The sequence below is a fragment of the Citrobacter sp. Awk 4 genome, from assembly GCF_028069725.1.
Lineage (GTDB): Bacteria > Pseudomonadota > Gammaproteobacteria > Enterobacterales > Enterobacteriaceae > Citrobacter_D.
Window position 1 is genome coordinate 83,798 of the sequence record NZ_JANEWG010000011.1, and the last position, 21,753, is coordinate 105,550.

A 21,753-nucleotide genomic window follows, 5' to 3' on the forward strand; every position below is an offset into this window, starting at 1 on the left:
CCGGCATCGTGTATTACAACCGCACCGAATCAATATGCCAGATGGTGTCGGCATACTCTTTGATCGTCCTGTCAGAGGAGAAATACCCCATATTGGCGATGTTGAGCATGGTCTTCGCGGTCCACTCTTCCGGACGCAGGTACAGTTTGTCGACCTTATCCTGACAGTCAACATAACTGCGGTAATCCGCCAGCACCTGATAGTGGTCGCCAAAGTTGATCAGCGAGTCCACCAGGTCACGGTATCGCGTAGGTTCTTCCGGACTGAACACACCGCTGCCAATTTGCGTCAGCACCTGATGCAGCTCTTCGTCCTTCTCGTAATACTCGCGAGGTTTGTAGCCCTTGCTACGCAGCGCTTCCACCTCTTCCGCCGTATTACCAAAGATGAAGATATTTTCCGCACCCACATGCTCCAGCATCTCAACGTTGGCGCCGTCCAGCGTCCCGATCGTCAGCGCGCCGTTGAGAGCAAATTTCATGTTACTGGTGCCGGAAGCTTCCGTCCCCGCCAGTGAAATCTGCTCAGACAAGTCGGCGGCAGGAACGATCACCTGCGCCAGGCTGACGCTGTAGTTAGGGATAAACACCACCTTCAGCTTGTCGCCAATCTGCGGATCGTTGTTGATCACTTTCGCGACATCGTTGATCAGGTGAATGATGTGCTTCGCCATGTAGTAAGCGGATGCCGCTTTCCCCGCGAAAATATTCACACGCGGCACCCACTCTGCATCCGGCTCTGCCTTAATACGGTTGTAACGGGTGATCACATGCAGCACATTCATCAATTGACGTTTGTACTCGTGAATACGTTTGATCTGCACATCAAACAGCGCTTTCGGATTCACAACCACATTCAGATTCTGAGCTATCAACGCTGCCAGACGTTTTTTATTCTCCAGCTTCGCCTGACGCACCGCATGGTTCACCAGCGGGAAATCGCAGTGTTGCTCAAGTTCGTTCAACTGGCTGAGATCCGTGCGCCAGGTACGACCAATGTTCTCATCGAGTACATCGGAGAGAGCCGGGTTTGCCAGCGCCAGCCAGCGACGTGGCGTCACACCGTTGGTGACGTTGCAGAATCGCGTCGGGAAGATCTTCGCAAAATCGGCAAACAGCGACTGTACCATCAGGTTGGAGTGCAGCTCGGAGACACCATTCACTTTGTGACTCACCACCACCGCCAGCCACGCCATACGCACGCGACGACCATGAGACTCATCAATGATCGACGCGCGTCCTAACAGAGCGGTATCGTTGGGATACTGCTCCTGCAACGTTTTCAGGAAGTAGTCGTTAATCTCAAAGATTATCTGCAAGTGACGCGGGAGAATTTTACCCAGCATATCCACCGGCCAGGTTTCCAGCGCCTCACTCATCAACGTGTGGTTGGTGTAAGAGAAGACCTGGCAGCACACTTCAAACGCGTCATCCCAACTGAATTTGTGATCGTCGATCAGCAGACGCATCATTTCAGGAATCGACAGCACCGGGTGGGTGTCGTTGAGGTGGATAGCAATTTTATCCGCCAGATTGTCGTAGGTTTTGTGCAACTGGTAGTGGCGACTCAGGATGTCCTGTATCGTCGAAGAGACCAGGAAGTACTCCTGGCGCAAACGCAGCTCACGCCCCGAGTAGGTCGAATCGTCCGGATAGAGGACGCGGGAAACGTTCTCGGAATGGTTTTTGTCTTCCACCGCCGCAAAGTAGTCACCCTGGTTAAATTTACCGAGGTTGATTTCGCTACTGGCCTGCGCATTCCACAAGCGCAGCGTGTTGGTGGCATCGGTGTCGTAACCCGGAATGATCTGGTCATAGGCAACGGCCAGAATCTCTTCGGTCTCAATCCAGCGCGTCTTCTTGCCTTCCTGCTGGATACGCCCGCCAAAACGCACTTTATAACGCTTGTTATGACGTTTGAACTCCCAGGGATTACCGTATTCCAGCCAGTAGTCCGGAGACTCTTTCTGTCGCCCATCGACAATGTTCTGTCGGAACATGCCGTAGTCGTAGCGAATACCGTATCCACGCCCTGGCAGACCCAGCGTTGCCAGCGAGTCAAGGAAACACGCGGCCAGACGCCCGAGACCGCCGTTACCGAGGCCCGGGTCGTTCTCTTCATCAATCAGTTCTTCAAGGTCCAGCCCCATGCCTTCCAGAGCATTTTTAACGTCATCATAAATACCTAACGATAACAGCGCATTGGAAAGGGTGCGGCCAATCAGGAACTCCATCGACAGGTAATACACCTGACGGGTTTCCTGTGACAGTTGAGCACGGTTAGAACGCAGCCAGCGCTCCACGAGACGATCGCGCACCGCGAACAATGTAGCGTTCAGCCACTCATGTTTATTGGCAATGACCGGATCTTTGCCAATCGTAAACATCAGCTTATAGGCAATAGAATGCTTAAGAGCCTCTACGCTGAGTGTGGGCGATGCATAAGAAAATGGAGCATTCATATAAGTGATTCCTGGATAACTATTTCAAACGATAGTAAAGCTCGCGGTATGACTTCGCCGCCACGTGCCAGCTAAAATCCATAGCCATTGCCTGCCGTTGGACAAAACGCCAGAGCGAAGGCCGGGACCACAATACAAAAGCACGTCGGATCGCCCGGAGCAGCGACCAGGCATTACTATCTTCAAATACAAAACCACTGGCTATGCCGTCTGCCAGGTTCTCCAGAGAACTGTCCGACACGGTATCAGCCAACCCACCAGTGCGCCGCACCAGGGGCAGCGTACCGTACTTCAAACCATATAACTGCGTTAAGCCGCACGGTTCAAAACGGCTTGGCACCAGAATGACATCCGCGCCACCCATAATGCGATGTGAGAACGCCTCATGATAGCCAATCTGCACGCCGACTTGCCCCGGATGTTCTGCGGCCGCGGCAAGAAATCCTTCCTGCAGTATCGGGTCGCCTGCGCCAAGCAACGCCAGTTGCCCGCCCTGCTCTAACAAACCGGGTAAGGCTTCCAGCACCAGATCCAGGCCTTTCTGGCTGGTCAGGCGGCTGACGACTGCAAACAACGGGGCCTTGTCATTAACCTTTAACCCCATCGCAATCTGCAACTGCCGTTTGTTTTCCGCTTTCTCTTCCAGTGAATCACGCGTGTAGCGCGACGCCAGCAGGAGATCGGTTTCCGGGCTCCAGATATTCTCGTCCACGCCGTTCAGCACGCCGGAAAGACGTCCTTCACGATGCCGCTGCTGCAATAAACCTTCCATTCCGTAGGCAAATTGCGCTTCGGTGATTTCACGCGCGTAGGTCGGGCTAACCGCCGTAATATGATCGGCGTAATACAGACCCGCCTTCAGGAATGAAATCTGTCCGTTAAATTCCAGTCCGTGCACATTAAAGAACGACCACGGCAATTGGATGTCATCCATATGCTTTGCATAAAACATGCCTTGATAGGCCAGGTTGTGTACGGTGAACACCGATTTCGCCGGATGGCCGCGCGCAGCCAGATAAGCCGGTGCCAGACCTGCATGCCAGTCGTGCGCATGCACCACATCCGGGCGCCAGAATGGATCAAGGCCGCAGGCCATTTCACATCCAACCCAACCCAGCAACGCAAAACGCAGTACGTTATCGGTGTAGGCAAATAAGTTGGTGTCGTGATACGGGCTACCGGGACGGTCATACAAATGGGGGGCATCAATCAGGTAGATACCGACACCATTGTAATGCCCGAACAGCAGCGTGATCCTTCCTGCGAAGGTGTCGCGTCGGGTGACCACCTGTGCATCGGTTACCCCCCGACGAATGTCAGGAAATGCAGGAAGCAATACGCGGGCATCCACGCCATCGGCAATTTGTGCTGCTGGCAATGCGCCAATCACATCCGCCAGTCCCCCGGTTTTCAACAGGGGGAACATCTCTGAACATACATGTAAAACCTGCATTATCGCTCCTGATTGACCTGCAATTTGCGCAGCATCTCACGCGTAACCAGCACAATGCCTTCCTCTGAGCGGTAGAAACGACGCGCATCCTCTTCCGCGTTCTCACCAATCACCATGCCTTCAGGGATCACACAAGCGCGATCGATGATGCAACGGCGCAAACGGCAGGAACGCCCGACCCAAACTTCTGGCAATAAGACTGCCGAATCAATGTTACAGAACGAATTCACCCTCACCCGCGGGAACAGAACCGACTGCACCACCACCGAACCGGAAATAATACAGCCGCCGGAAACCAGCGAGTTGAGCGTCATCCCGTGACTACCTGAACGGTCTTGCACAAATTTCGCAGGCGGCAACGGTTCCATATGCGTACGGATCGGCCATTCCTGGTCGTACATATCGAGCTCTGGCGTGACAGAAGCCAGATCGAGGTTTGCTTTCCAGTACGCTTCCAGGGTTCCGACATCGCGCCAGTACGGTTCGGCATCGGCGTCAGACTGCACGCAGGACAAGGGGAATGGATGTGCATAAGCCAGGCCAGCTTTGGTCACTTTCGGAATAATATCTTTGCCGAAGTCGTGGCTGGAGGCGTCATTCTCATCATCTTCCGCCAGCAGTTCGTAGAGGTAATCGGCATCAAAAACATAGATGCCCATACTGGCAAGGGACTTGGTCGGATCGTTTGGCATCGCCGGCGGATTTGCCGGTTTTTCCACGAACTCGATAATTTTGTCGCTCTCATCAACAGCCATCACGCCAAATGCGCTGGCTTCTTCGATAGGCACCGGCATACATGCCACGGTGCAACGCGCCCCTTTCTCAACATGGTCTATCAGCATGCGAGAGTAATCTTGCTTATAGATATGATCGCCCGCGAGGATCACCACATATTCCGCTTTATAGCGTCGAATGATGTCCAGGTTTTGGGTGACGGCATCCGCCGTGCCGCGATACCAGTTTTCGCCCTGCATCCTTTGCTGAGCGGGTAGCAAGTCAACAAACTCGTTCATCTCTTCACTGAAGAATGACCAGCCACGTTGAATATGCTGCACCAGGGTATGGGACTGATACTGCGTGATGACGCCAATACGGCGGATCCCAGAGTTTATGCAATTGGATAAAGCAAAATCGATAATGCGGAATTTGCCGCCAAAGTGAACGGCTGGCTTGGCGCGTTTGTTGGTTAAGTCTTTCAGACGTGAACCACGTCCACCGGCCAGGATCAGGGCAACAGATTTCAATGGCAGCTGGCGCGCCAACATTAAACGATCGTTTTTCTCTAAACTCACCATGACTAACTCCTTTTTTATCATCTTTGGAACACACACAGTCCGTGCGCAGGTCCCTGCCAGACAGCCGTAATCACTGGATTATCCTCTCCAGCAAATGGGGGAATAGCGTGCCATTCCCCTTCAGGTAAAACGATATCTGTTACCTCAAGCGTGGCATTTATCGCGATCAGAAAACGACCCGACAGCAAAATTTGCATCTGTTTCGGCCCGTTTTGCCACTCATCCGCACTCAAGGGTTGTGCGTACTGATTAAGCCACTCAACATTGCCGTCGTTCTCTTCCCACCAGTTGTCCCGGGTTAACGCAGGGATCTTCTGGCGAAGATGAATCAACGCGGCAGTGAACAGGGCTAACCCACTGTTCGCCTGCTGCCAGTCCAGCCAGGTTAAAACATTATCCTGACAGTAAGCATTGTTGTTGCCATGCTGGCTGTGACCATGCTCATCACCCGCAAGCAACATCGGCGTGCCCTGAGAGAGCAACAACGTCGTCAGCAGGGCATGAATGCTGTCGCGTCGCCGCTCAATCAGATCTAACGTACCGCCTAATCCTTCTTTACCATGATTGTTACTATAATTATTGTTGGTGCCGTCGCGATTTTCCTCACCGTTTGCCTCATTGTGTTTCTGATTGAAACAAACACAGTCTCTGAGCGTAAATCCGTCATGCGCAGTAATCAGATTTACTGTTGCGCTGGGTTTACGGCCATTGCGTTTAAACACATCGCTGGAGGCGGCAAAACGCTGCGCAAAATCGCCAGGCGATAAATTGCGTTGCAACCAAAAACGCCGGGCGGCGTCGCGGAAATGATCGTTCCACTCGGCAAACGGCGGCGGGAAATTACCGACCTGATATCCCCCTTCACCGATATCCCACGGCTCAGCAATAAGCTTGATATTTGAAAGCAACGGACAGCTTTTGATGGCGTTAAACAGGGGCGCATCCTGACGAAACTCAGGCGTACGTCCCATGACGGAGGCCAGGTCAAAACGAAAACCATCAATATGGAACGTCTCAACCCAGTAACGCAGGCACTCGCACGCATACTCCACCACGCCAGGATGGCTTAAGTTGAGCGTGTTACCACAACCGGTCCAGTTGTGGTAATCACCATCCTCCTTAATCCAATAATAGCTACGGTTGTCGATTCCGCGCAGGGAGAAGAACGGACCGTCGAGATCCAGCTCCGCACTATGGTTAAGAACGATGTCGAGAATGACTTCAATTCCGGCTTTATGCAGCGCTTTTACCGCGTCGCGAAACTCATCGAGCGCAGTGTCCGGGGAGCAGGCATATGCCGGATGAAGCGCGAACATGGCCATTGGGTTATAACCCCAGTAGTTCGACAGCCCCAGCCGTTGTAAACGCGGTTCACTGGCGAAATGCACCACCGGTAACAACTCCAGGGCGGTTACCCCCAACTGTTTGAAATAGGCGACCATCACCGGGTGACCGAGCGCTTTGTAGGTGCCGCGGATCTCCTTAGGGATACCCGGATGCAGATACGTCAGCCCCTTCACATGCGCTTCATAGATCACCGAATTGCCCCACGGCGTACGCGGTGGGGCATCATCTTCCCAGTCATAATGGTCGGCCACCACCACGCATTTTGGCGCGAAGGAGGCGCTGTCACGGCGATCCGGCGCATCATATCCGCCATGCAACTCGGGATGATCTTTCAGTTCGCCTTCCACCCGGCGAGCGTAAGGGTCAATCAGCAATTTCGCCGGATTGAAAAGCAACCCTTGCTCAGGTTTCCACGGACCATACACACGATAGCCGTAACGCAGACCGGGTCTGGCATCGGCCAGATAACCGTGCCAGACATCGCCGCTCCGCCCCGGTAGCTCATAGCGCTGCTCGCCCCCCTGCGCATCGAAAACGCACAGTTCTACGCGCGTTGCATGTGCTGAAAAGAGCGTAAAGTTAACGCCACGACCATCGTAAGTCGCGCCATGCGGCGTGGCGTTGCCGATGGCCAGTGGGCTCATTCCCCCTCCCGCATCAGCCAGATGGTGGCTAACGGCGGCAATGTGAGGCTCAGCGAGTGCTGGCGACCGTGACTGGCAATTTCATCGCTGTGTACAGCCCCACCATTACCGGCATTACTGCCGTGATAGTGCATGGAGTCTGTATTCATTATCTCGCGCCATTTCCCCGGCTGATTAATACCGAAGCGATAGCCAGGACGCGGGACCGGTGTAAAGTTGCTGGCGACAATAATTTCGTTGCCCGCTTTGTCCCGACGGACAAAAATCAGCACCGAACGTTCGTTGTCGTCCACCACCAGCCATTCGAATCCATATCCATCAAAATCGAGCTCATGCAGCGCTTTATGGTGACGGTAAGTGTGGTTCAGATCGCGAACCAGCCGCTGGACGCCGTGATGCCAGTTGTCATCACCTTCCAGCAGATGCCAGTCAAGGCTGGCGTCGTGGTTCCATTCGCGCCCCTGGGCAAACTCGTTGCCCATAAACAGTAACTTCTTACCGGGGAAGGCCCACATCCAGCCGTAATAAGCACGCAGGTTGGCAAATTTCTGCCAGGCATCGCCAGGCATGCGATCCAGAATGGATTTTTTGCCGTGGACCACTTCGTCATGCGACAGCGGCAGAACAAAGTTTTCGGTGTAGTTGTACAGCATGCCGAACGTCAGCTTATCGTGATGATACTGACGATGAACCGGATCCAGCTTCATATAGTCGAGCGTGTCATGCATCCAGCCGAGGTTCCATTTGTACCAGAAGCCCAGCCCTCCCATGTCCTGTGGACGAGAAACCCCTGCAAAATCCGTAGACTCTTCCGCCATACTGACCGCGCCGGGCACTTGTTCACCCAGAATACGGTTGGTATTGCGTAAGAATTCGATCGCTTCGAGGTTCTCGCGACCGCCATATTCGTTGGGGATCCATTCCCCCTCTTTGCGGCTGTAATCGCGATAAATCATCGACGCAACGGCGTCTACTCGCAGAGCATCAATCCCGAAACGTTCAATCCAGTACAGGGCGTTGCCGACCAGAAAGTTACTGACTTCGCGGCGACCATAGTTGTAGATCAGCGTGTTCCAGTCCTGATGGTAGCCTTCGCGCGGGTCACTGTGTTCGTACAGAGCGGTGCCGTCAAACTCCGCCAAACCAAAGTCGTCAGACGGGAAATGCCCCGGCACCCAGTCGAGAATGACGTTCAGACCCGCCTGATGCGCGGCATTAACGAAGTAGCGGAAGTCGTCACGCGTACCAAAACGACGCGTCGGCGCATACAGGCCGGTAGGCTGGTAGCCCCAACTGCCGTCAAAAGGGTGCTCGTTAACAGGCAGTAGTTCGATATGCGTGAAGCCCATCCACTTCACGTAAGGAATTAACTGATCTGCCAGCTCACGATAACTGAGCCAGAAATTATTGTCGGTGTGACGACGCCAGGATCCAAGATGCACCTCATAAATGGAGATGGGCGCGTCGAACTGATTGGCCTTTTTGCGCGCCTCGCTCTGAACAACTTTTTCCGGCAAACCACAAATGAGCGATGCCGTCTCCGGGCGCATTTGCGCTTCAAACGCATAGGGGTCGGCTTTGATGCGCAGGTGACCATGCGCGTCGATCATCTCGTATTTATACAGTTGACCATTTTGCGCACCGGGGATGAATAACTCCCAGATGCCGCTCTCTTTGCGCAGGCGCATCGGGTGGCGACGCCCATCCCAGTAGTTAAACTGCCCGACTACCGAGACGCGCCGGGCGTTTGGCGCCCAGACGGAGAAACGCGTGCCGGTCACTCCGTCCATCGTATCCGCATGCGCCCCCAGGGTTTCATACGGGCGCAGATGGGTGCCTTCAGACAATAACCAGGCATCCATTTCTTGTATCAGAGGGCCAAAGCGATAGGGATCATCGATCAGATTCTGTTGCCCATGCCAGACAACAGCGAGTTGATAGCGGAAGACATTTTTACGCCGGGGCATTACGCCGCAGAAAAAACCGCGTGAGTCGAGGCATTCCAGCTTGCCGACTTTACGTCCGGTTTTAGGTTCGATCACCCACACTTCGGTGGCGTCAGGTAATAGGGCCCGGACCTCAAGTCCAGCGTCAGTTTGATGCATACCGAGTACGGAAAAAGGATCCGCAAAGTGGCCTGCAATAAGCGCATTAATCACGTCTCTATCGATACGAACGGACATGGTTGTCATCCTGTTTTATGGTGCCGCCCCTTCCAACTGATCTTCGACATCAGGTAGCGACACTTCTTTGACCTGAACGGCATAGCACAATGTGCATCCTTTCTACGCCGTCCTACCTCCAGGTAAGATCTAAATACATCAGTGTATTTAGCCACCCTTAAATAATAGCCAATGCTTTATCTAACTCCTGGTAAATAATGAAACATCGCGTCTACTCCTGTATTACGCAAAAAAGGGGTGACTCAGCACCCCTGAGTTTTTAACTAACGGTTATGCCAACTGACGCAGCATTCTGCGCAGCGGTTCTGCTGCACCCCATAGCAGTTGATCGCCAACGGTAAAGGCTGACAGGTATTCTGGTCCCATGTTCAGCTTACGTAAGCGACCCACTGGCGTGATCAGCGTGCCAGTCACGGCAGCCGGGGTTAACTCACGCATCGTGATATCACGATCGTTTGGCACCACTTTCGCCCACGGATTGTGAGCTGCCAGCAGTTCTTCCACGGTCGGGATAGAAACATCTTTTTTCAGTTTAATGGTGAAGGCCTGGCTGTGGCAGCGCAGCGCGCCGACACGCACGCACAGACCATCTACCGGGATCACGGAAGCGGTGTTGAGAATTTTGTTGGTCTCTGCCTGGCCTTTCCACTCTTCGCGGCTCTGACCGTTATCAAGCTGTTTGTCGATCCACGGGATCAGACTGCCCGCCAACGGCACGCCAAAGTTATCAACCGGCAGATTACCGCTCCGGCTCAGGGAAGTGACTTTGCGTTCGATATCGAGAATAGCAGAAGAAGGGGTTGCCAGTTCCTCAGCCACATGACCATACAAATGCCCCATCTGGTTCAGCAATTCGCGCATATGACGTGCGCCGCCGCCAGATGCCGCCTGGTAGGTAGCGACAGAAACCCAGTCAACCAGATCGTTGGCGAACAGACCGCCCAGAGACATAAGCATCAAACTCACGGTGCAGTTGCCGCCGACGAAGGTCTTAACGCCTTTGTTTAAGCCGTCGGTGATGACACCCTGGTTAACCGGGTCGAGAATAATAATGGCATCGTCTTTCATACGCAGCGAAGAGGCTGCGTCAATCCAGTAACCCTGCCAACCGCTTTCGCGGAGCTTTGGATAGATTTCGTTGGTATAATCGCCGCCCTGACAGGTCACAATAATGTCGAGTGCCTTCAGCGCCTCCAGATCAAAAGCGTCCTGAAGTGTGCCGGTCGTGGTACCACCGAACGTCGGTGCCGCCTGCCCAAGTTGGGAAGTCGAAAAGAAAACAGGGCGAATGGCGTCGAAGTCGCGCTCTTCAACCATGCGTTGCATGAGTACAGAGCCGACCATACCGCGCCAGCCGATAAAACCAACATTTTTCATAGCGTTTTTTTCCTGCAAAGATGTGTGCTGTGTATGCTAACCAGTATCCTACTGGCCTATCCTTCACCATACAAAAAGCAGCCAAAGTCGCAAGTGAAATTAATCAATGATAGCGAAGCCATCAGTAATGCGACTTATCCCGCTGCCAAAGCAAGCAGAAAATCCGCATTGATTATCAGGGAATTTGACTTATGAATGAAATCATTTCAGCGGCAGTTTTATTGATCTTGATTATGGATCCGCTCGGAAATCTGCCCATTTTCATGTCCGTATTGAAACATACCGAACCAAAACGCCGTCGCGCGATTATGGTTCGCGAGCTGTTCATTGCCCTTTTGGTGATGTTTATATTCCTGTTCGCGGGCGAGAAAATTCTGGCATTTCTTAACCTGCGCGCGGAAACCGTGTCGATCTCCGGCGGCATCATTCTGTTCCTAATCGCCATCAAGATGATTTTCCCCAGTGCGTCGGGCAACAGCACCGGCCTTCCGGCAGGCGAAGAACCGTTTATCGTGCCGCTGGCGATTCCGCTGGTGGCAGGTCCAACAATCCTTGCTTCGTTGATGCTGTTATCGCATCAATACCCGAATCAGATGGGACATCTGGTGATTGCGCTACTGATCGCCTGGGGCGGTACGTTTGTGATTTTACTGCAATCGTCGCTGTTTTTACGCCTGCTGGGCGAGAAAGGGGTTAACGCGCTGGAGCGCCTGATGGGGCTGATTTTGGTGATGATGGCGACCCAGATGTTCCTGGACGGTGTACGGATGTGGATGAAGGGGTAATGTACTCGTTTCACGCCAGGTGGCGCTAACGCTTACCCGGCCTACGGTGTCGATCTGTGCTTGTGTGCAGGCCCGGTAAGCGCAAGCGCCACCGGGCAATCAGACTCAGCTCAGAAGCTGGAACGCAATCATACCGACAAGCGCGCCAACGGTGCCGAGGATCGTTTCCATCATCGTCCAGGTCTTCAGCGTTTGCGCTTCCGTTGCTCCGGTAAACTTCCCGAACAACCAGAAACCGGCGTCATTCACGTGACTGACCACAATCGAACCGCCCGCGATACAGATAGACAATGCCGCCATCTGCGCACCGGAGAAGTTCAGTTGTTCAATCACCGGCATCACCAGACCGACCGCCGTTAAGCAGGCAACCGTCGCAGAGCCCTGAATGATACGTACCGCCGCCGCCAGCACGAAGCAGGTAATGGCAATCGGTAAGCCCATACCGGTCAACGCTTCGCCCAAAGCAGGACCGACGCCAGAATCGACCAGCACCTGCTTGAACACGCCGCCTGCACCGATCACCAGCAGAATAATCCCCGCCGGTTGCAGCGCATGACCACAAATTTCCATCACTTTGTCTTTCGGCATGCCCTGACGCATTGCCAGGCCATAAATCGCCACCAGACACGCCACCAGAATCGCGGTGAACGGATGACCAATAAATTCAAACCATTGGTAAGCGTCAGAACCGACCGGCACAAAGCGTGCAGCGATGGTTTTCAACCCGACCAGCACCAGCGGCAGCAGGATCAGCGATAGGCTAAAGCCGAAGGAAGGCATTTTGCCTTCGCCCAAATGCGGTTCGGTAATGTCGTCAGGAATAGTCAGTTCGACATAACGGCTGATGAAATTGCCCCACAGCGGCCCGGCGATAATCATGCCAGGGATTGCCGCGCACAGGCCAATCAGGATCATCCAGCCGAAATCGGCATGCATTTGAGAGGCCAGCAGCATCGGCGCAGGCCCCGGCAGCAGAAACGCGGCCGCAGCTGCAACGCCGGCAAACAGCGGGATCACCAATTTCACGAGGTTGGTGCCGGTGTGGCGCGCCATAGAAAACGCGACGCTAATCAGCAGGACGATCGCTACCTCAAAGAATAACGGCAGCGCGCAAATCAGACCCGCCAGACCAATCGCATAATGCGCCCGGCTATGGCCGAAAGATTTGAGCATTTTGACGGCGATCTGATCGACCGCCCCCGTCTCATGCAAAATCTTGCCGAACATGGCTCCCAGCGCGACCACAATCGCCAGGAAGCCAAGGGTTCCCCCCATGCCCTTTTCCATCGTCGCTGCGATTTTGTCGAGCGGCATACCGGAAAAGAGACCTGCACCAATAGACACCACCATCAAAGCAACGAAGGCGTGCATACGCGCCTTCATTACTAAAAACAACAGCAGTAAAACAGACCCTACTGCTGTTAAAACTAACGTTAATGTACTCAAAACTTACTGCCTTTTATTTATGACCTCAACGGTGCTTGCGACAACATCTTCCAGCGGCTGATCGATATCCACCACCAGAACATCGCCCTCATCAGCGCCCGGTTCTTCCAGTGTTTCAAACTGGGTCACCAACATCTGCGTTTTAAAGAAGTGGCCTTTACGCGCCTTCAGACGGTTTTCGATCACCTCAAAGTCCCCTTTCAGATAGATGAAAGAGAGGTTCGGGTTACCGTCACGCAACAGGTCACGGTAATGTTTTTTCAAGGCGGAACAGACGATTAGCGAAACCTTGTTGGTACGCTGCATCGCGAACGCAGCATCATTCAGCGCCTGTAACCACGGCTTACGGTCTTCGTCATTCAGCGGCTCACCGGAAGCCATTTTCGTGATGTTGCAGCGCGGATGGAGAAAATCGCCATCAAGAAACGCGGCATGCAGTCGATGCGCCACTTCGCTTGCGACAGCGGATTTGCCACTGCCTGATACGCCCATCAGAACGTAAACGTGGTGATCATGGTTAGTCGTGCTCAAAGCGGTGCCCCCACAGTACAAGGTTCAGAGAATTGTTACGGGTAACTGTTATCGGTAACATTGTCCAGCCGGACAAATAGAGAAGCAATATCCATTCGTGCCAGAAGTGAATAAGTGTGAGCTACTTCAAACTTGTTGGGTTAAATAGATCCACCCGGTGACAAGGTGAAACCTAAATCTAACATTTTAGGCGTAACCGTTTCACCACGAATGCGTGCCAGCAGGCGTTCTGCGCCGATGCTGCCCATCCGCTCACGCGGCGTGAGCACGCTGGCGAGACGGGGTTCCATCACCTGACCGATATCATGTCCGTGGAAACCAGCAATCGCTATATCGTCCGGTATTTTGAGTCCTAAACGCTGGCACTCAAACGCCGCACCGACAGCCAGGTCATCGTTGGTACAGAACACGCCATCCAGTTGCGGATATTCGCGCCGCGCCTGACGGATCAGCTCAATACCGGCAGAGTAAGAAGAAGACTGTTCCACCATCACACTGTAAGGCACCAGACCGGCATCCAGCATCGCCTGTTCATAGCCCTTCTGCTTGATGATAGTACGTTCGTCGAGACGCGCCCCCAGATAGGCGATATGGCGATGACCACGCGCAATAATCGCGGCAGTCATCTGACGCCCGGCTTCAAAGTTGTCAAAACCCACGGCAATGTCGAGGCACGGAGACTGACTATCCATCAGTTCCACAACCGGGATCCCCGCCACTTCAATCATCTTCAGAGTGCGCGGCGTGTGGGTACGTTCGGTGAGGATCAGACCATCGATATTCCACGACAACATCGATTCCAGACGCTCCTGTTCCATCTCGGGTTTATAGCCATAGTGCGCCAGCATGGTCTGATAACCGTGGGCGTCCGTGACGGCCTCAATGCCGCGTAATACTTCGGCAAAAACCTGGTTGGTGAGAGAGGGTAACAGCACGCCAATTGCACGGCTGGTGGCGTTAGAAAGGATATCAGGAGCACGATTGGGAATATAACCCAGTTCATCAAGTGCAGCAGCAATTTTGCCGCGCAGCGCAACAGAGACCTGCTCCGGGTTACGCAAAAAACGGCTGACCGTCATTTTAGTCACGCCCACGCGGTCGGCTACATCCTGAAGTACGGGTCTTTTCTTTTTCATCGTCCTGAAAGGTACACAAAGGGGATCATTCCCCTGAGTTTATCACGGACATGCAAAATTAATGACAAACGATGAAAGGCCGGATGACTACGTTCACACGTTTTATCCGGCCTGGGGAAGGTTATGACACTGATTTAAACTGGCGGCAGATCAAACAACAGTACTTCACTGTCGCTGTCGGCATGGATGGAGATCGCCTGCTCATCCCAAATCGCCAGACCATCGCTGGTCGACGCTTTCGTGCCGTTAATGGTGACATTGCCTTTTACCACCTGGATCCACACGCGGCGCTCAGCGGAGATCTGATGCACTGACTGCTCATCTTTCAGCAACGCCCAGCGATACAGTTCCATATCCTGATTCACCTTCAGCGAACCGTCGCGCGCATCCGGTGACAGCACCAGTTGTTTGCCCTGGACCGCGTCAAAACGGCGCTGTTCGTAACGCGGCGTAATCCCGTTTTCCTGCGGCATGATCCAGATCTGGTACAAACGCAGACGCTCGGTGGCGCTCGGGTTGTATTCAGAATGACGGATCCCCGTCCCAGCGCTCATGATCTGAAACTCGCCTGCCGGAACCTGCTCTTTATTGCCCATACTGTCCTGATGTTCAACCGCGCCTTCCAGAACATACGTCAGGATTTCCATGTCTTTATGGGGATGAGTCCCAAAACCCTGACCGGCCTCAATCACGTCATCGTTAATGACACGCAGCGCCGAGAAGCCCATAAAATTCGCGTCGTAATAGTTGGCAAACGAGAAGGTATGCCAGGAATCCAGCCAACCATGATTGGCGTGGCCGCGGTCATTTGCTTTGCGTAAGTAGATCATTGTATTCACCCCCAGATGTTTTCGATGGACTCAGTGTGGACCCAATCCTTCTGCGATCATAGAGGGTGAAAATTGACTCCTCTGTTCAAAAATTATGAACAAACACAGAGGAGCCGATTTTACTTATCTGGCGAGGGCAATCGTCGCTGGAGAAGCCTGCTCAAATGCGCGTTCGAGGATTTCCAGGTTGGTGAGAACTTCAGATTCCTTGACGTAGTTCGGTGTGCCGGTGGTTAACGTCTCATACAACGCATCATAGACGCGCCCGTAGTCACCGAACTCCGGCGTCATCTCTTCTTTGACGGTGACGCCGTCTTCGTTCACATACTCCAGTTGCCCCACGGAATCATCAGCCGCAAATCCGGGTTCGCCGGGCATGATATTGGCCTTCAGGCTGGTTTCCTGCTGGTCGATACCGTATTTCACAAACGAGCCTTTCGTCCCGTGGACGATAAACTTCGGATACTCGATTTTCACCAGATGACTGGTTTTGACGATAGCTTTGAGGTTGCCGTAAAAAAGCTGCGCTTCAAAGGTGTCATCCGGGTTAGCGTGGTTCCGCACGCTACGGATGTCGTAGGCCACATGATCCGGTCGGCCGAACAGCGAGATGATTTGGTCCAGGGTATGCACGCCGAGACCGTAAAACGCACCGTCCTGCGGCAGGCCAGGTTTGGTTTCCACCACCGGGCGATAGTAGTCAAAGTGACTTTCGACTTCCACGATGTCACCCAGTTTGCCGCTTTCGATCGCTTTTTTGGCGGTCAGGAAACAGGAATCAAAACGACGATTCTGGTACGGCGTAACGGTCAGCCCTTTGCTCTTTGCCAGTTCAAACAGCGATTTCGCTTGCGCCAGCGTCGGGGTAAACGGTTTTTCAACCAGGACGTTTTTCCCGGCTTCCAGCGCACGTCTGGCGTAATCGAAGTGGCTGTCAGCGTGGGTACATACAATCACCAGCGTCACCTGCGGATCGTTGAACACGTCGTCGAGATCACTGGTGAAATGGATGTGAGAATACTGCGGATGCTGCTCCTCCGGCTTCGCGCTGCGGCGATAGATATGCGCAACGTGCCAGCTGTCTTTACGATGGAGAACATACGGAAGGTGGTAGCGAGTGGTACTTTTACCGAACCCGATGAATGCGCAGTGTAAGGTCATGAAAACGTCCTTTTGAAGGTGATTGCCTACACCATAGCGCAAAGAGGAGGGAGACAAAACATTGAACGTTGTAGGCTGGATAAGCGCCATCCGGTCTACAAAACACAGATGCCCACACACCACTTTCACAAATGCCCACGCCTCGGGCGTCAGTGGCGCAGGCAGATTATTCACGGCCTGCGCGCAGCAACCGGAGCGTACATAGAGTACGTGAGGATTGCGAGCACAGCCCGGGATTAAGCTGGCAAGCAAACTAGCCCGAAACACACTCAAAAAAAAAGCCAGCGATACGCTGGCTAAAATAATACTGGAAGCAATGTGAGCAATGTCGTGCTTTCAGGTTCTCCGCATGGGTTTCCCTGAACGCACGTCAATAATAATCATTATCATTCGCACCTGTCCAATACTTTTTGCAAAAAAAGACGGTTGACTCAAATTTCAAAGTCAATGATGTTTAAAAGGACATATACACGACAGAGGACGAAGGAATGAATGACATTGTGATACGCCATGCAGAACCGAGAGATTACGACGCAATCCGTCAAATCCATGCCCAGCCAGAGGTGTATCACAACACGCTACAGGTTCCTCATCCTTCTATGGAGATGTGGCAGGAACGGCTGGCCGATCGACCTGGCATCAAACAACTGGTTGCCTGCATTGATGATATTGTGACAGGGCATCTCACCATTGATGTCGCCCAGCGCCCGCGCCGTAGCCATGTCGCCGATTTTGGTATTTGCGTCGGCGCGCAGTGGCAAAATCGCGGCGTTGCCAGCGCGCTGGTTCGTGCCATGATCGACATGTGCGACAACTGGCTGCGGGTGGATCGCATCGAATTAACGGTGTTTGTTGATAACGCCCCAGCGATTGCGGTGTACAAAAAGCATGGCTTCGAGATTGAAGGCACCGGGAAGAAATACGGTCTACGCAATGGCGAGTATGTCGATGCATATTATATGGCGCGGGTGAAATGATATTTACCGGATGGCGCAGCGCCTTATCCGACTCACTCTGATGTGTTGCCCGGTTGGCGTCACGCCACCGGGCATTTAATATTAATACCCTGCCGTTAAATCATCGACTGAACGCGGGTCAGATGCGCCATACAGCGCGCCGTCCGGCCCGACCATAATGCTCTGGGTGCTACCCATCGCCTCTTTCAGCGCGACTTTCTGCCCCTTTTGTTCCAGCAATTTGAGAGTATCCGGGCTAAACCCTTTCTCCACGCGCAACTCATCCGGTAACCACTGATGATGGAAACGCGGCGCATTGGTTGCTTCAGCGACGTTCATTCCAAAATCGATACTGTTGACCACCATTTGCAGCACAGTCGTGATAATCCGGCTACCACCAGGGCTACCGGTCACCAGCCAGGTTTTGCCATCTTTCACTACGATGGTTGGCGACATGGATGACAGCGGGCGTTTCTTCGGCCCCACCGCATTAGCATCGCCGCCCACCAGACCGTAGACGTTTGGCACACCCGGTTTGGCAGAAAAGTCGTCCATCTCGTTATTGAGCAAAATCCCGCTGTTTCCAGCCACAATCCCGGTGCCAAACGTGGTGTTCAGGGTGTAGGTCACCGCCACGGCGTTACCGTCTTTATCCACCACCGAGAAGTGGGTGGTCTGGTTACTTTCGTACGGCGCAAGTTTACCCGGTTTTATTTCACTGGACGGTTTAGCTTTGTTGATATCTATCTGATCAGCAATAGATTTGGCATACGCCTTATTCGTCAAGGCCTGCCACGGCACCTTCACAAAATCCGGGTCGCCGAGATATTCCGAGCGATCGGCGTAGGCATGTTTTTCAGCTTCCGCCATCACCTGCATCGCGTCCGCGCTGCCGAACCCGTATTTCTTCATATCGAAATTTTCAAGGATATTCAGGATCTGCACGATATGAATACCGCCGGAGGACGGTGGCGGCATGGAGAAGACCTGATAACCACGATAGTCGCCGCTGATCGGCGTGCGTTCCACCGCTTTATAGGCCGCTAGATCGTCTTTGGTCATTAACCCGCCGTTTTTCTGCATCTCTTGTGCAATCTGGTCTGCTATCGCCCCTTTATAAAAGGCATCCGGGCCGTTTTCCGCAATCATCTCCAGACTTTTCGCCAGATCTTTTTGCACCAGCTTGTCGCCTTTTTTCAGCGGCTCACCGTCTTTCCAGAAAATCGCTTTACTGTTCTCATGATTGGGGAGCACTTCGCTGCCGTAGGTTTTCAGATCGTCAGCCAGCGCATCGTTAACGATGAATCCTTCTTCCGCCAGTTTCATGGCCGGGCGCACCACTTTGTTAAGCGGCATCGTGCCGTATTTCTCCAGCGCCAGCGAGAAGCCCGCGACCGTCCCTGGCGTACCGGAAGCCAGATGTGAGATCAGCGATTTTTTACTGTCGGGATTGCCCTGTTCGTCGAGGAACATGTCACGGGTGGCGCCAGCGGGCGCCATTTCACGAAAATCGATCGCCGTGGTATTACCGTCTTTGGTGCGCAGCAGCATAAATCCGCCACCACCCAGATTTCCGGCCTGAGGATGGGTGACGGCCAGCGCGTAGCCAACCGCCACTGCGGCATCCACGGCATTACCGCCCTGCTTAAGAATATCGACCCCCACCTGGGTGGCCATCGCATCTACTGAGGCCACCATCCCCTGCTTCGCCCGCACAGGATGGAACACATCCTCTTCAACGCCGTATGACACCGGAGAGGGCGCTGGCGGTGCAGCAATAACACTAAAACAGCTTCCTGACAGCAGAGCAGCAAGCGCCACCCGGCGAAAAAACGTCGGTTTCATCATTATGATTCTCCAGAAGTTCGGGGTCAGCCCCCCACTAATCCTGGTGCATAACTCTGAAATAACCATCGTGACGGGTAAGAAAGAGGTAAACTTAAGAGATCCCCCCAGAGGAGGAAAGACGATGAAACGGTTCTTTATTTTGGCGGCGCTACTGCCGTTTGCTGTCTTTGCACAGCCCATCAACACCATGAATAACCCGAACCAGCAAGGTTATCAGATCCCCAGTCAGCAACGCATGCAGACGCAAATGCAGTCGCAGCAGATCCAGCAGAAAGGGATGCTCAACCAACAGCTGAAAACACAAACTCAACTTCAGCAGCAGCATCTGCAAACGCAGATGAACAATAATACGCAACGGGTTCAGCAAGGTCAGGTACGTGAACAACCGTTACCGAATACCAACGGCGGCATGCTGAACAGCGGAACACGTCAGGATAGCGGTCAGCAGCATATGCTGCCGCCGCGTCAGAATGGCGATATGCTTAATAACTCGCAGCGGTGAAGTCCGGGCCAATAACATCGATAGCATCGGTGCAAATACAGTTCACCCCCCAGCGCAGCAATTGTGCGGCGCGCTGGGGTTTGTTGACGGTATAAACCAGAATCTTTAGCCCCGCCTCGCGCAGACTTTCGACCCGCGCTTCATTTAATAGATGATGATTAAGATGAATGGAGACACACTCCAGTCGCGTAGTCAGTTCACGCCAGTCATCACGCCACTCATCCAGCAACAGCCCACGCGGCAGTTCCGGCGCAGCCCGTTGTGCGGCTTCCAGCGCATCAATGTCAAAAGAAGAGAGTAGCGGCGGCGTCATACCCGTCCACAGTTCACGCGCCGCCAGCGCCACCGCTTTGCCCGTCAATGGCCCGGTGCCGGTGGTGGGTTTGATTTCGATATTGGCCATCATGCCGTATTTCCGACAGCGCTCCGCCACCTGCGCGAGCAGCGGCAACGGTTCGCCTTTGAACTCGCCGCTGAACCAACCGCCCGCATCCACACGCAAGAGGTCCTGCCAGGCCAACTCACCCGCAATCCCCCAGCCGTTGCTGGTTCGCTCGAGATTGTCGTCATGCAGCAGGAAGATTTCGCCGTCTTTCGACAATTTAACGTCAAATTCGATCATGGTGTGCCCATAACGCGCCCCCACGTCAATGGCCGCCAGGGTGTTTTCCGGTGCCAGTTTGCCGCCGCCGCGATGGGCAGCAACATGGGGGTAAGGCCAGTTACTCATAGTCGTTGTCCTGTTTCACCATCAAAAAGATGCAAATGATTGTCCGGCAGATGGAGCCACAGCGTGTTGCCTGCGGTTGGGCGCTCCTGATGCGTCAGGCGCATCACCAGCTTTTGCTCGCCCCAGCGACCATGCGCAAGGTTGTCCGCACCCAGCATCTCCAGCGTCTCCACCACCAGCGGCACGCCGCCTTCTGCCTGCGAGCTTAGCGCAATATGCTCCGGGCGGATACCGAGGGTCATTTTACGCCCGGCGTGTTGGCGATGCTCGCCGTTAAGCGGCAGTACGGGACCGCCGTCCAGTTCAAAGTGAGTGCCTTCACCGTTGAGTCGCCCCGCCAGCAGATTCATCGCCGGGCTGCCGATAAAGCTCGCCACAAACAGGCTGGCGGGCTTTTCGTAGACTTCCACCGGCGTACCGATTTGCTCGGCAATACCGTTGTTCATCACCATCACCCGCTGGGCGAGGGTCATCGCCTCCACCTGGTCATGGGTGACGTACAGCGAGGTAGTTTTCAGGCGACGGTGCAGTTGTTGCAGTTCAAGACGCATCTGCACGCGCAGTTTGGCATCGAGGTTGGAGAGCGGCTCATCAAACAGAAAAACCGCCGGGTCACGCACAATGGCGCGCCCCATCGCCACACGCTGGCGCTGGCCGCCGGAAAGCTCGCGCGGGCGGCGTTTAAGCAGACCGTCCAGCTCCAGAATTCGGGCAGCCTCTTTAACGCGTTCGGCAATCTGACCTTTGTCCATTCCGCGGATCTTCAGCCCCCACGCCATGTTCTCTTCCACGCTCATGTGTGGATAAAGCGCATAGTTCTGGAATACCATCGCAATGCCGCGATCTTTCGGCTCCATTTCGGTGACTCGCTGGCCGTCGATCCAGATATCGCCGCTGGTCGCCCGCTCCAGCCCGGCGACCATCCGCAACAGCGTCGATTTCCCACAGCCGGAGGGACCCACCATCACGATAAATTCACCGTCTGCCACCTCCAGCGTCAGCGGTTTAATGACCTGGGTTTTACCATCCCAGCTTTTGGTTACTGCCTGTAATTTCAGTCCTGCCATC

Annotated in this window: 17 protein-coding genes; 3 read left to right on the forward strand and 14 right to left on the reverse strand. The window is 53.9% G+C overall.

Annotated features, from left to right (window positions below; all coding sequences use genetic code 11):
- Nucleotides 1-13 precede the first annotated feature (13 nt).
- From glgP to asd, 6 genes are all read right to left on the reverse strand, one after another.
- Complete coding sequence (glgP, locus tag NNO04_RS06790; protein WP_271444022.1) at nucleotides 14-2,461, reverse strand: glycogen phosphorylase; 2,448 nt, start codon at nucleotides 2,459-2,461, stop codon at nucleotides 14-16.
- A gap of 19 nt (nucleotides 2,462-2,480) precedes the next feature.
- The gene (gene glgA / locus NNO04_RS06795; protein WP_271444023.1) at nucleotides 2,481-3,914 is read right to left on the reverse strand and encodes a glycogen synthase GlgA; all 1,434 of its coding nucleotides are present in this window, start codon (nucleotides 3,912-3,914) and stop codon (nucleotides 2,481-2,483) included.
- Nucleotides 3,914-5,209, reverse strand: a complete 1,296-nt coding sequence (glgC, locus tag NNO04_RS06800) for a glucose-1-phosphate adenylyltransferase (protein ID WP_271444024.1) — start codon at nucleotides 5,207-5,209, stop codon at nucleotides 3,914-3,916. The genes glgA and glgC overlap by 1 nt, the downstream gene beginning before the upstream one ends.
- Nucleotides 5,210-5,226: 17 nt before the next feature.
- Nucleotides 5,227-7,200, reverse strand: a complete 1,974-nt coding sequence (gene glgX / locus NNO04_RS06805; protein WP_271444025.1) for a glycogen debranching protein GlgX — start codon at nucleotides 7,198-7,200, stop codon at nucleotides 5,227-5,229.
- On the reverse strand, nucleotides 7,197-9,383 hold the full coding sequence (glgB, locus tag NNO04_RS06810; RefSeq protein ID WP_271444026.1) for a 1,4-alpha-glucan branching enzyme: 2,187 nt from the start codon (nucleotides 9,381-9,383) through the stop codon (nucleotides 7,197-7,199). The genes glgX and glgB overlap by 4 nt, the downstream gene beginning before the upstream one ends.
- Nucleotides 9,384-9,653: 270 nt before the next feature.
- Nucleotides 9,654-10,760 (reverse strand): aspartate-semialdehyde dehydrogenase, encoded by a 1,107-nt coding sequence (gene asd, locus NNO04_RS06815; protein ID WP_271444027.1) that lies wholly within the window; start codon nucleotides 10,758-10,760, stop codon nucleotides 9,654-9,656.
- A gap of 191 nt (nucleotides 10,761-10,951) precedes the next feature.
- Here asd and yhgN point away from each other — a divergent pair, with 191 nt between their 5' ends.
- Nucleotides 10,952-11,545, forward strand: coding sequence for an NAAT family transporter YhgN (gene yhgN / locus NNO04_RS06820; RefSeq protein ID WP_162380655.1), 594 nt, complete (start codon nucleotides 10,952-10,954; stop codon nucleotides 11,543-11,545).
- A 105-nt stretch (nucleotides 11,546-11,650) separates the two neighbouring features.
- On the opposite strand, the gene gntU is transcribed toward yhgN, so the two are convergent.
- The 5 genes from gntU to NNO04_RS06845 all read right to left on the reverse strand — a co-directional run bounded on the left by gntU (nucleotide 11,651) and on the right by NNO04_RS06845 (nucleotide 16,649).
- Nucleotides 11,651-12,991 carry a gluconate transporter gene (gene gntU, locus NNO04_RS06825; protein ID WP_271444028.1) on the reverse strand — a complete coding sequence of 447 codons (1,341 nt, stop codon included), beginning with the start codon at nucleotides 12,989-12,991 and terminating at the stop codon, nucleotides 11,651-11,653.
- Nucleotides 12,992-12,994: 3 nt separating this feature from the next.
- A complete protein-coding gene (gene gntK / locus NNO04_RS06830) occupies nucleotides 12,995-13,522 on the reverse strand; it encodes a gluconokinase (protein WP_271444029.1) in 528 nt (175 codons plus the stop codon).
- A gap of 140 nt (nucleotides 13,523-13,662) precedes the next feature.
- The gene (gene gntR / locus NNO04_RS06835; protein WP_271444030.1) at nucleotides 13,663-14,658 is read right to left on the reverse strand and encodes a gluconate operon transcriptional repressor GntR; all 996 of its coding nucleotides are present in this window, start codon (nucleotides 14,656-14,658) and stop codon (nucleotides 13,663-13,665) included.
- 134 nt (nucleotides 14,659-14,792) lie between these two features.
- Nucleotides 14,793-15,488, reverse strand: coding sequence for a quercetin 2,3-dioxygenase (gene yhhW, locus NNO04_RS06840; RefSeq protein ID WP_271444031.1), 696 nt, complete (start codon nucleotides 15,486-15,488; stop codon nucleotides 14,793-14,795).
- A 123-nt stretch (nucleotides 15,489-15,611) separates the two neighbouring features.
- Entirely contained in the window at nucleotides 15,612-16,649 is a 1,038-nt protein-coding gene (locus tag NNO04_RS06845) for an oxidoreductase (protein ID WP_271444032.1), read from the reverse strand.
- A gap of 488 nt (nucleotides 16,650-17,137) precedes the next feature.
- Between NNO04_RS06845 and yhhY the strand changes: the two genes are divergently transcribed.
- Nucleotides 17,138-17,626 (forward strand): N-acetyltransferase, encoded by a 489-nt coding sequence (yhhY, locus tag NNO04_RS06850; protein ID WP_271444033.1) that lies wholly within the window; start codon nucleotides 17,138-17,140, stop codon nucleotides 17,624-17,626.
- An 81-nt stretch (nucleotides 17,627-17,707) separates the two neighbouring features.
- Here the strand turns inward: yhhY and ggt are convergent, their stop codons facing one another.
- The gene (gene ggt, locus NNO04_RS06855; RefSeq protein WP_271444034.1) at nucleotides 17,708-19,453 is read right to left on the reverse strand and encodes a gamma-glutamyltransferase; all 1,746 of its coding nucleotides are present in this window, start codon (nucleotides 19,451-19,453) and stop codon (nucleotides 17,708-17,710) included.
- A 121-nt stretch (nucleotides 19,454-19,574) separates the two neighbouring features.
- On the opposite strand from ggt, the gene NNO04_RS06860 reads away from it, so the two are divergent.
- A complete protein-coding gene (locus tag NNO04_RS06860) occupies nucleotides 19,575-19,955 on the forward strand; it encodes a DUF2756 family protein (protein WP_271444035.1) in 381 nt (126 codons plus the stop codon).
- Here the strand turns inward: NNO04_RS06860 and ugpQ are convergent.
- Nucleotides 19,936-20,685 carry a glycerophosphodiester phosphodiesterase gene (gene ugpQ / locus NNO04_RS06865; RefSeq protein WP_271444036.1) on the reverse strand — a complete coding sequence of 250 codons (750 nt, stop codon included), beginning with the start codon at nucleotides 20,683-20,685 and terminating at the stop codon, nucleotides 19,936-19,938. The two genes, NNO04_RS06860 and ugpQ, sit on opposite strands and share 20 nt — an antisense overlap.
- Nucleotides 20,682-21,752 carry a sn-glycerol-3-phosphate import ATP-binding protein UgpC gene (locus NNO04_RS06870; protein WP_271444037.1) on the reverse strand — a complete coding sequence of 357 codons (1,071 nt, stop codon included), beginning with the start codon at nucleotides 21,750-21,752 and terminating at the stop codon, nucleotides 20,682-20,684. Before NNO04_RS06870 ends, ugpQ begins: the two co-directional genes overlap by 4 nt.
- Nucleotide 21,753: the final 1 nt, after the last annotated feature.

Bases quoted from the DNA above. Each gene is read 5' to 3' on its own strand.
- asd (WP_271444027.1), bottom strand. From the start codon at position 10,760: ATGAAAAATGTTGGTTTTATCGGCTGGCGCGGTATGGTCGGCTCTGTA.
- glgP (WP_271444022.1), bottom strand. From the start codon at position 2,461: ATGAATGCTCCATTTTCTTATGCATCGCCCACACTCAGCGTAGAGGCT.
- ggt (WP_271444034.1), bottom strand. From the start codon at position 19,453: ATGATGAAACCGACGTTTTTTCGCCGGGTGGCGCTTGCTGCTCTGCTG.
- glgA (WP_271444023.1), bottom strand. From the start codon at position 3,914: ATGCAGGTTTTACATGTATGTTCAGAGATGTTCCCCCTGTTGAAAACC.
- NNO04_RS06860 (WP_271444035.1), top strand. From the start codon at position 19,575: ATGAAACGGTTCTTTATTTTGGCGGCGCTACTGCCGTTTGCTGTCTTT.
- glgB (WP_271444026.1), bottom strand. From the start codon at position 9,383: ATGTCCGTTCGTATCGATAGAGACGTGATTAATGCGCTTATTGCAGGC.
- yhhY (WP_271444033.1), top strand. From the start codon at position 17,138: ATGAATGACATTGTGATACGCCATGCAGAACCGAGAGATTACGACGCA.
- ugpQ (WP_271444036.1), bottom strand. From the start codon at position 20,685: ATGAGTAACTGGCCTTACCCCCATGTTGCTGCCCATCGCGGCGGCGGC.
- gntR (WP_271444030.1), bottom strand. From the start codon at position 14,658: ATGAAAAAGAAAAGACCCGTACTTCAGGATGTAGCCGACCGCGTGGGC.
- glgX (WP_271444025.1), bottom strand. From the start codon at position 7,200: ATGAGCCCACTGGCCATCGGCAACGCCACGCCGCATGGCGCGACTTAC.
- NNO04_RS06845 (WP_271444032.1), bottom strand. From the start codon at position 16,649: ATGACCTTACACTGCGCATTCATCGGGTTCGGTAAAAGTACCACTCGC.
- NNO04_RS06870 (WP_271444037.1), bottom strand. From the start codon at position 21,752: ATGGCAGGACTGAAATTACAGGCAGTAACCAAAAGCTGGGATGGTAAA.
- yhgN (WP_162380655.1), top strand. From the start codon at position 10,952: ATGAATGAAATCATTTCAGCGGCAGTTTTATTGATCTTGATTATGGAT.
- yhhW (WP_271444031.1), bottom strand. From the start codon at position 15,488: ATGATCTACTTACGCAAAGCAAATGACCGCGGCCACGCCAATCATGGT.
- glgC (WP_271444024.1), bottom strand. From the start codon at position 5,209: ATGGTGAGTTTAGAGAAAAACGATCGTTTAATGTTGGCGCGCCAGCTG.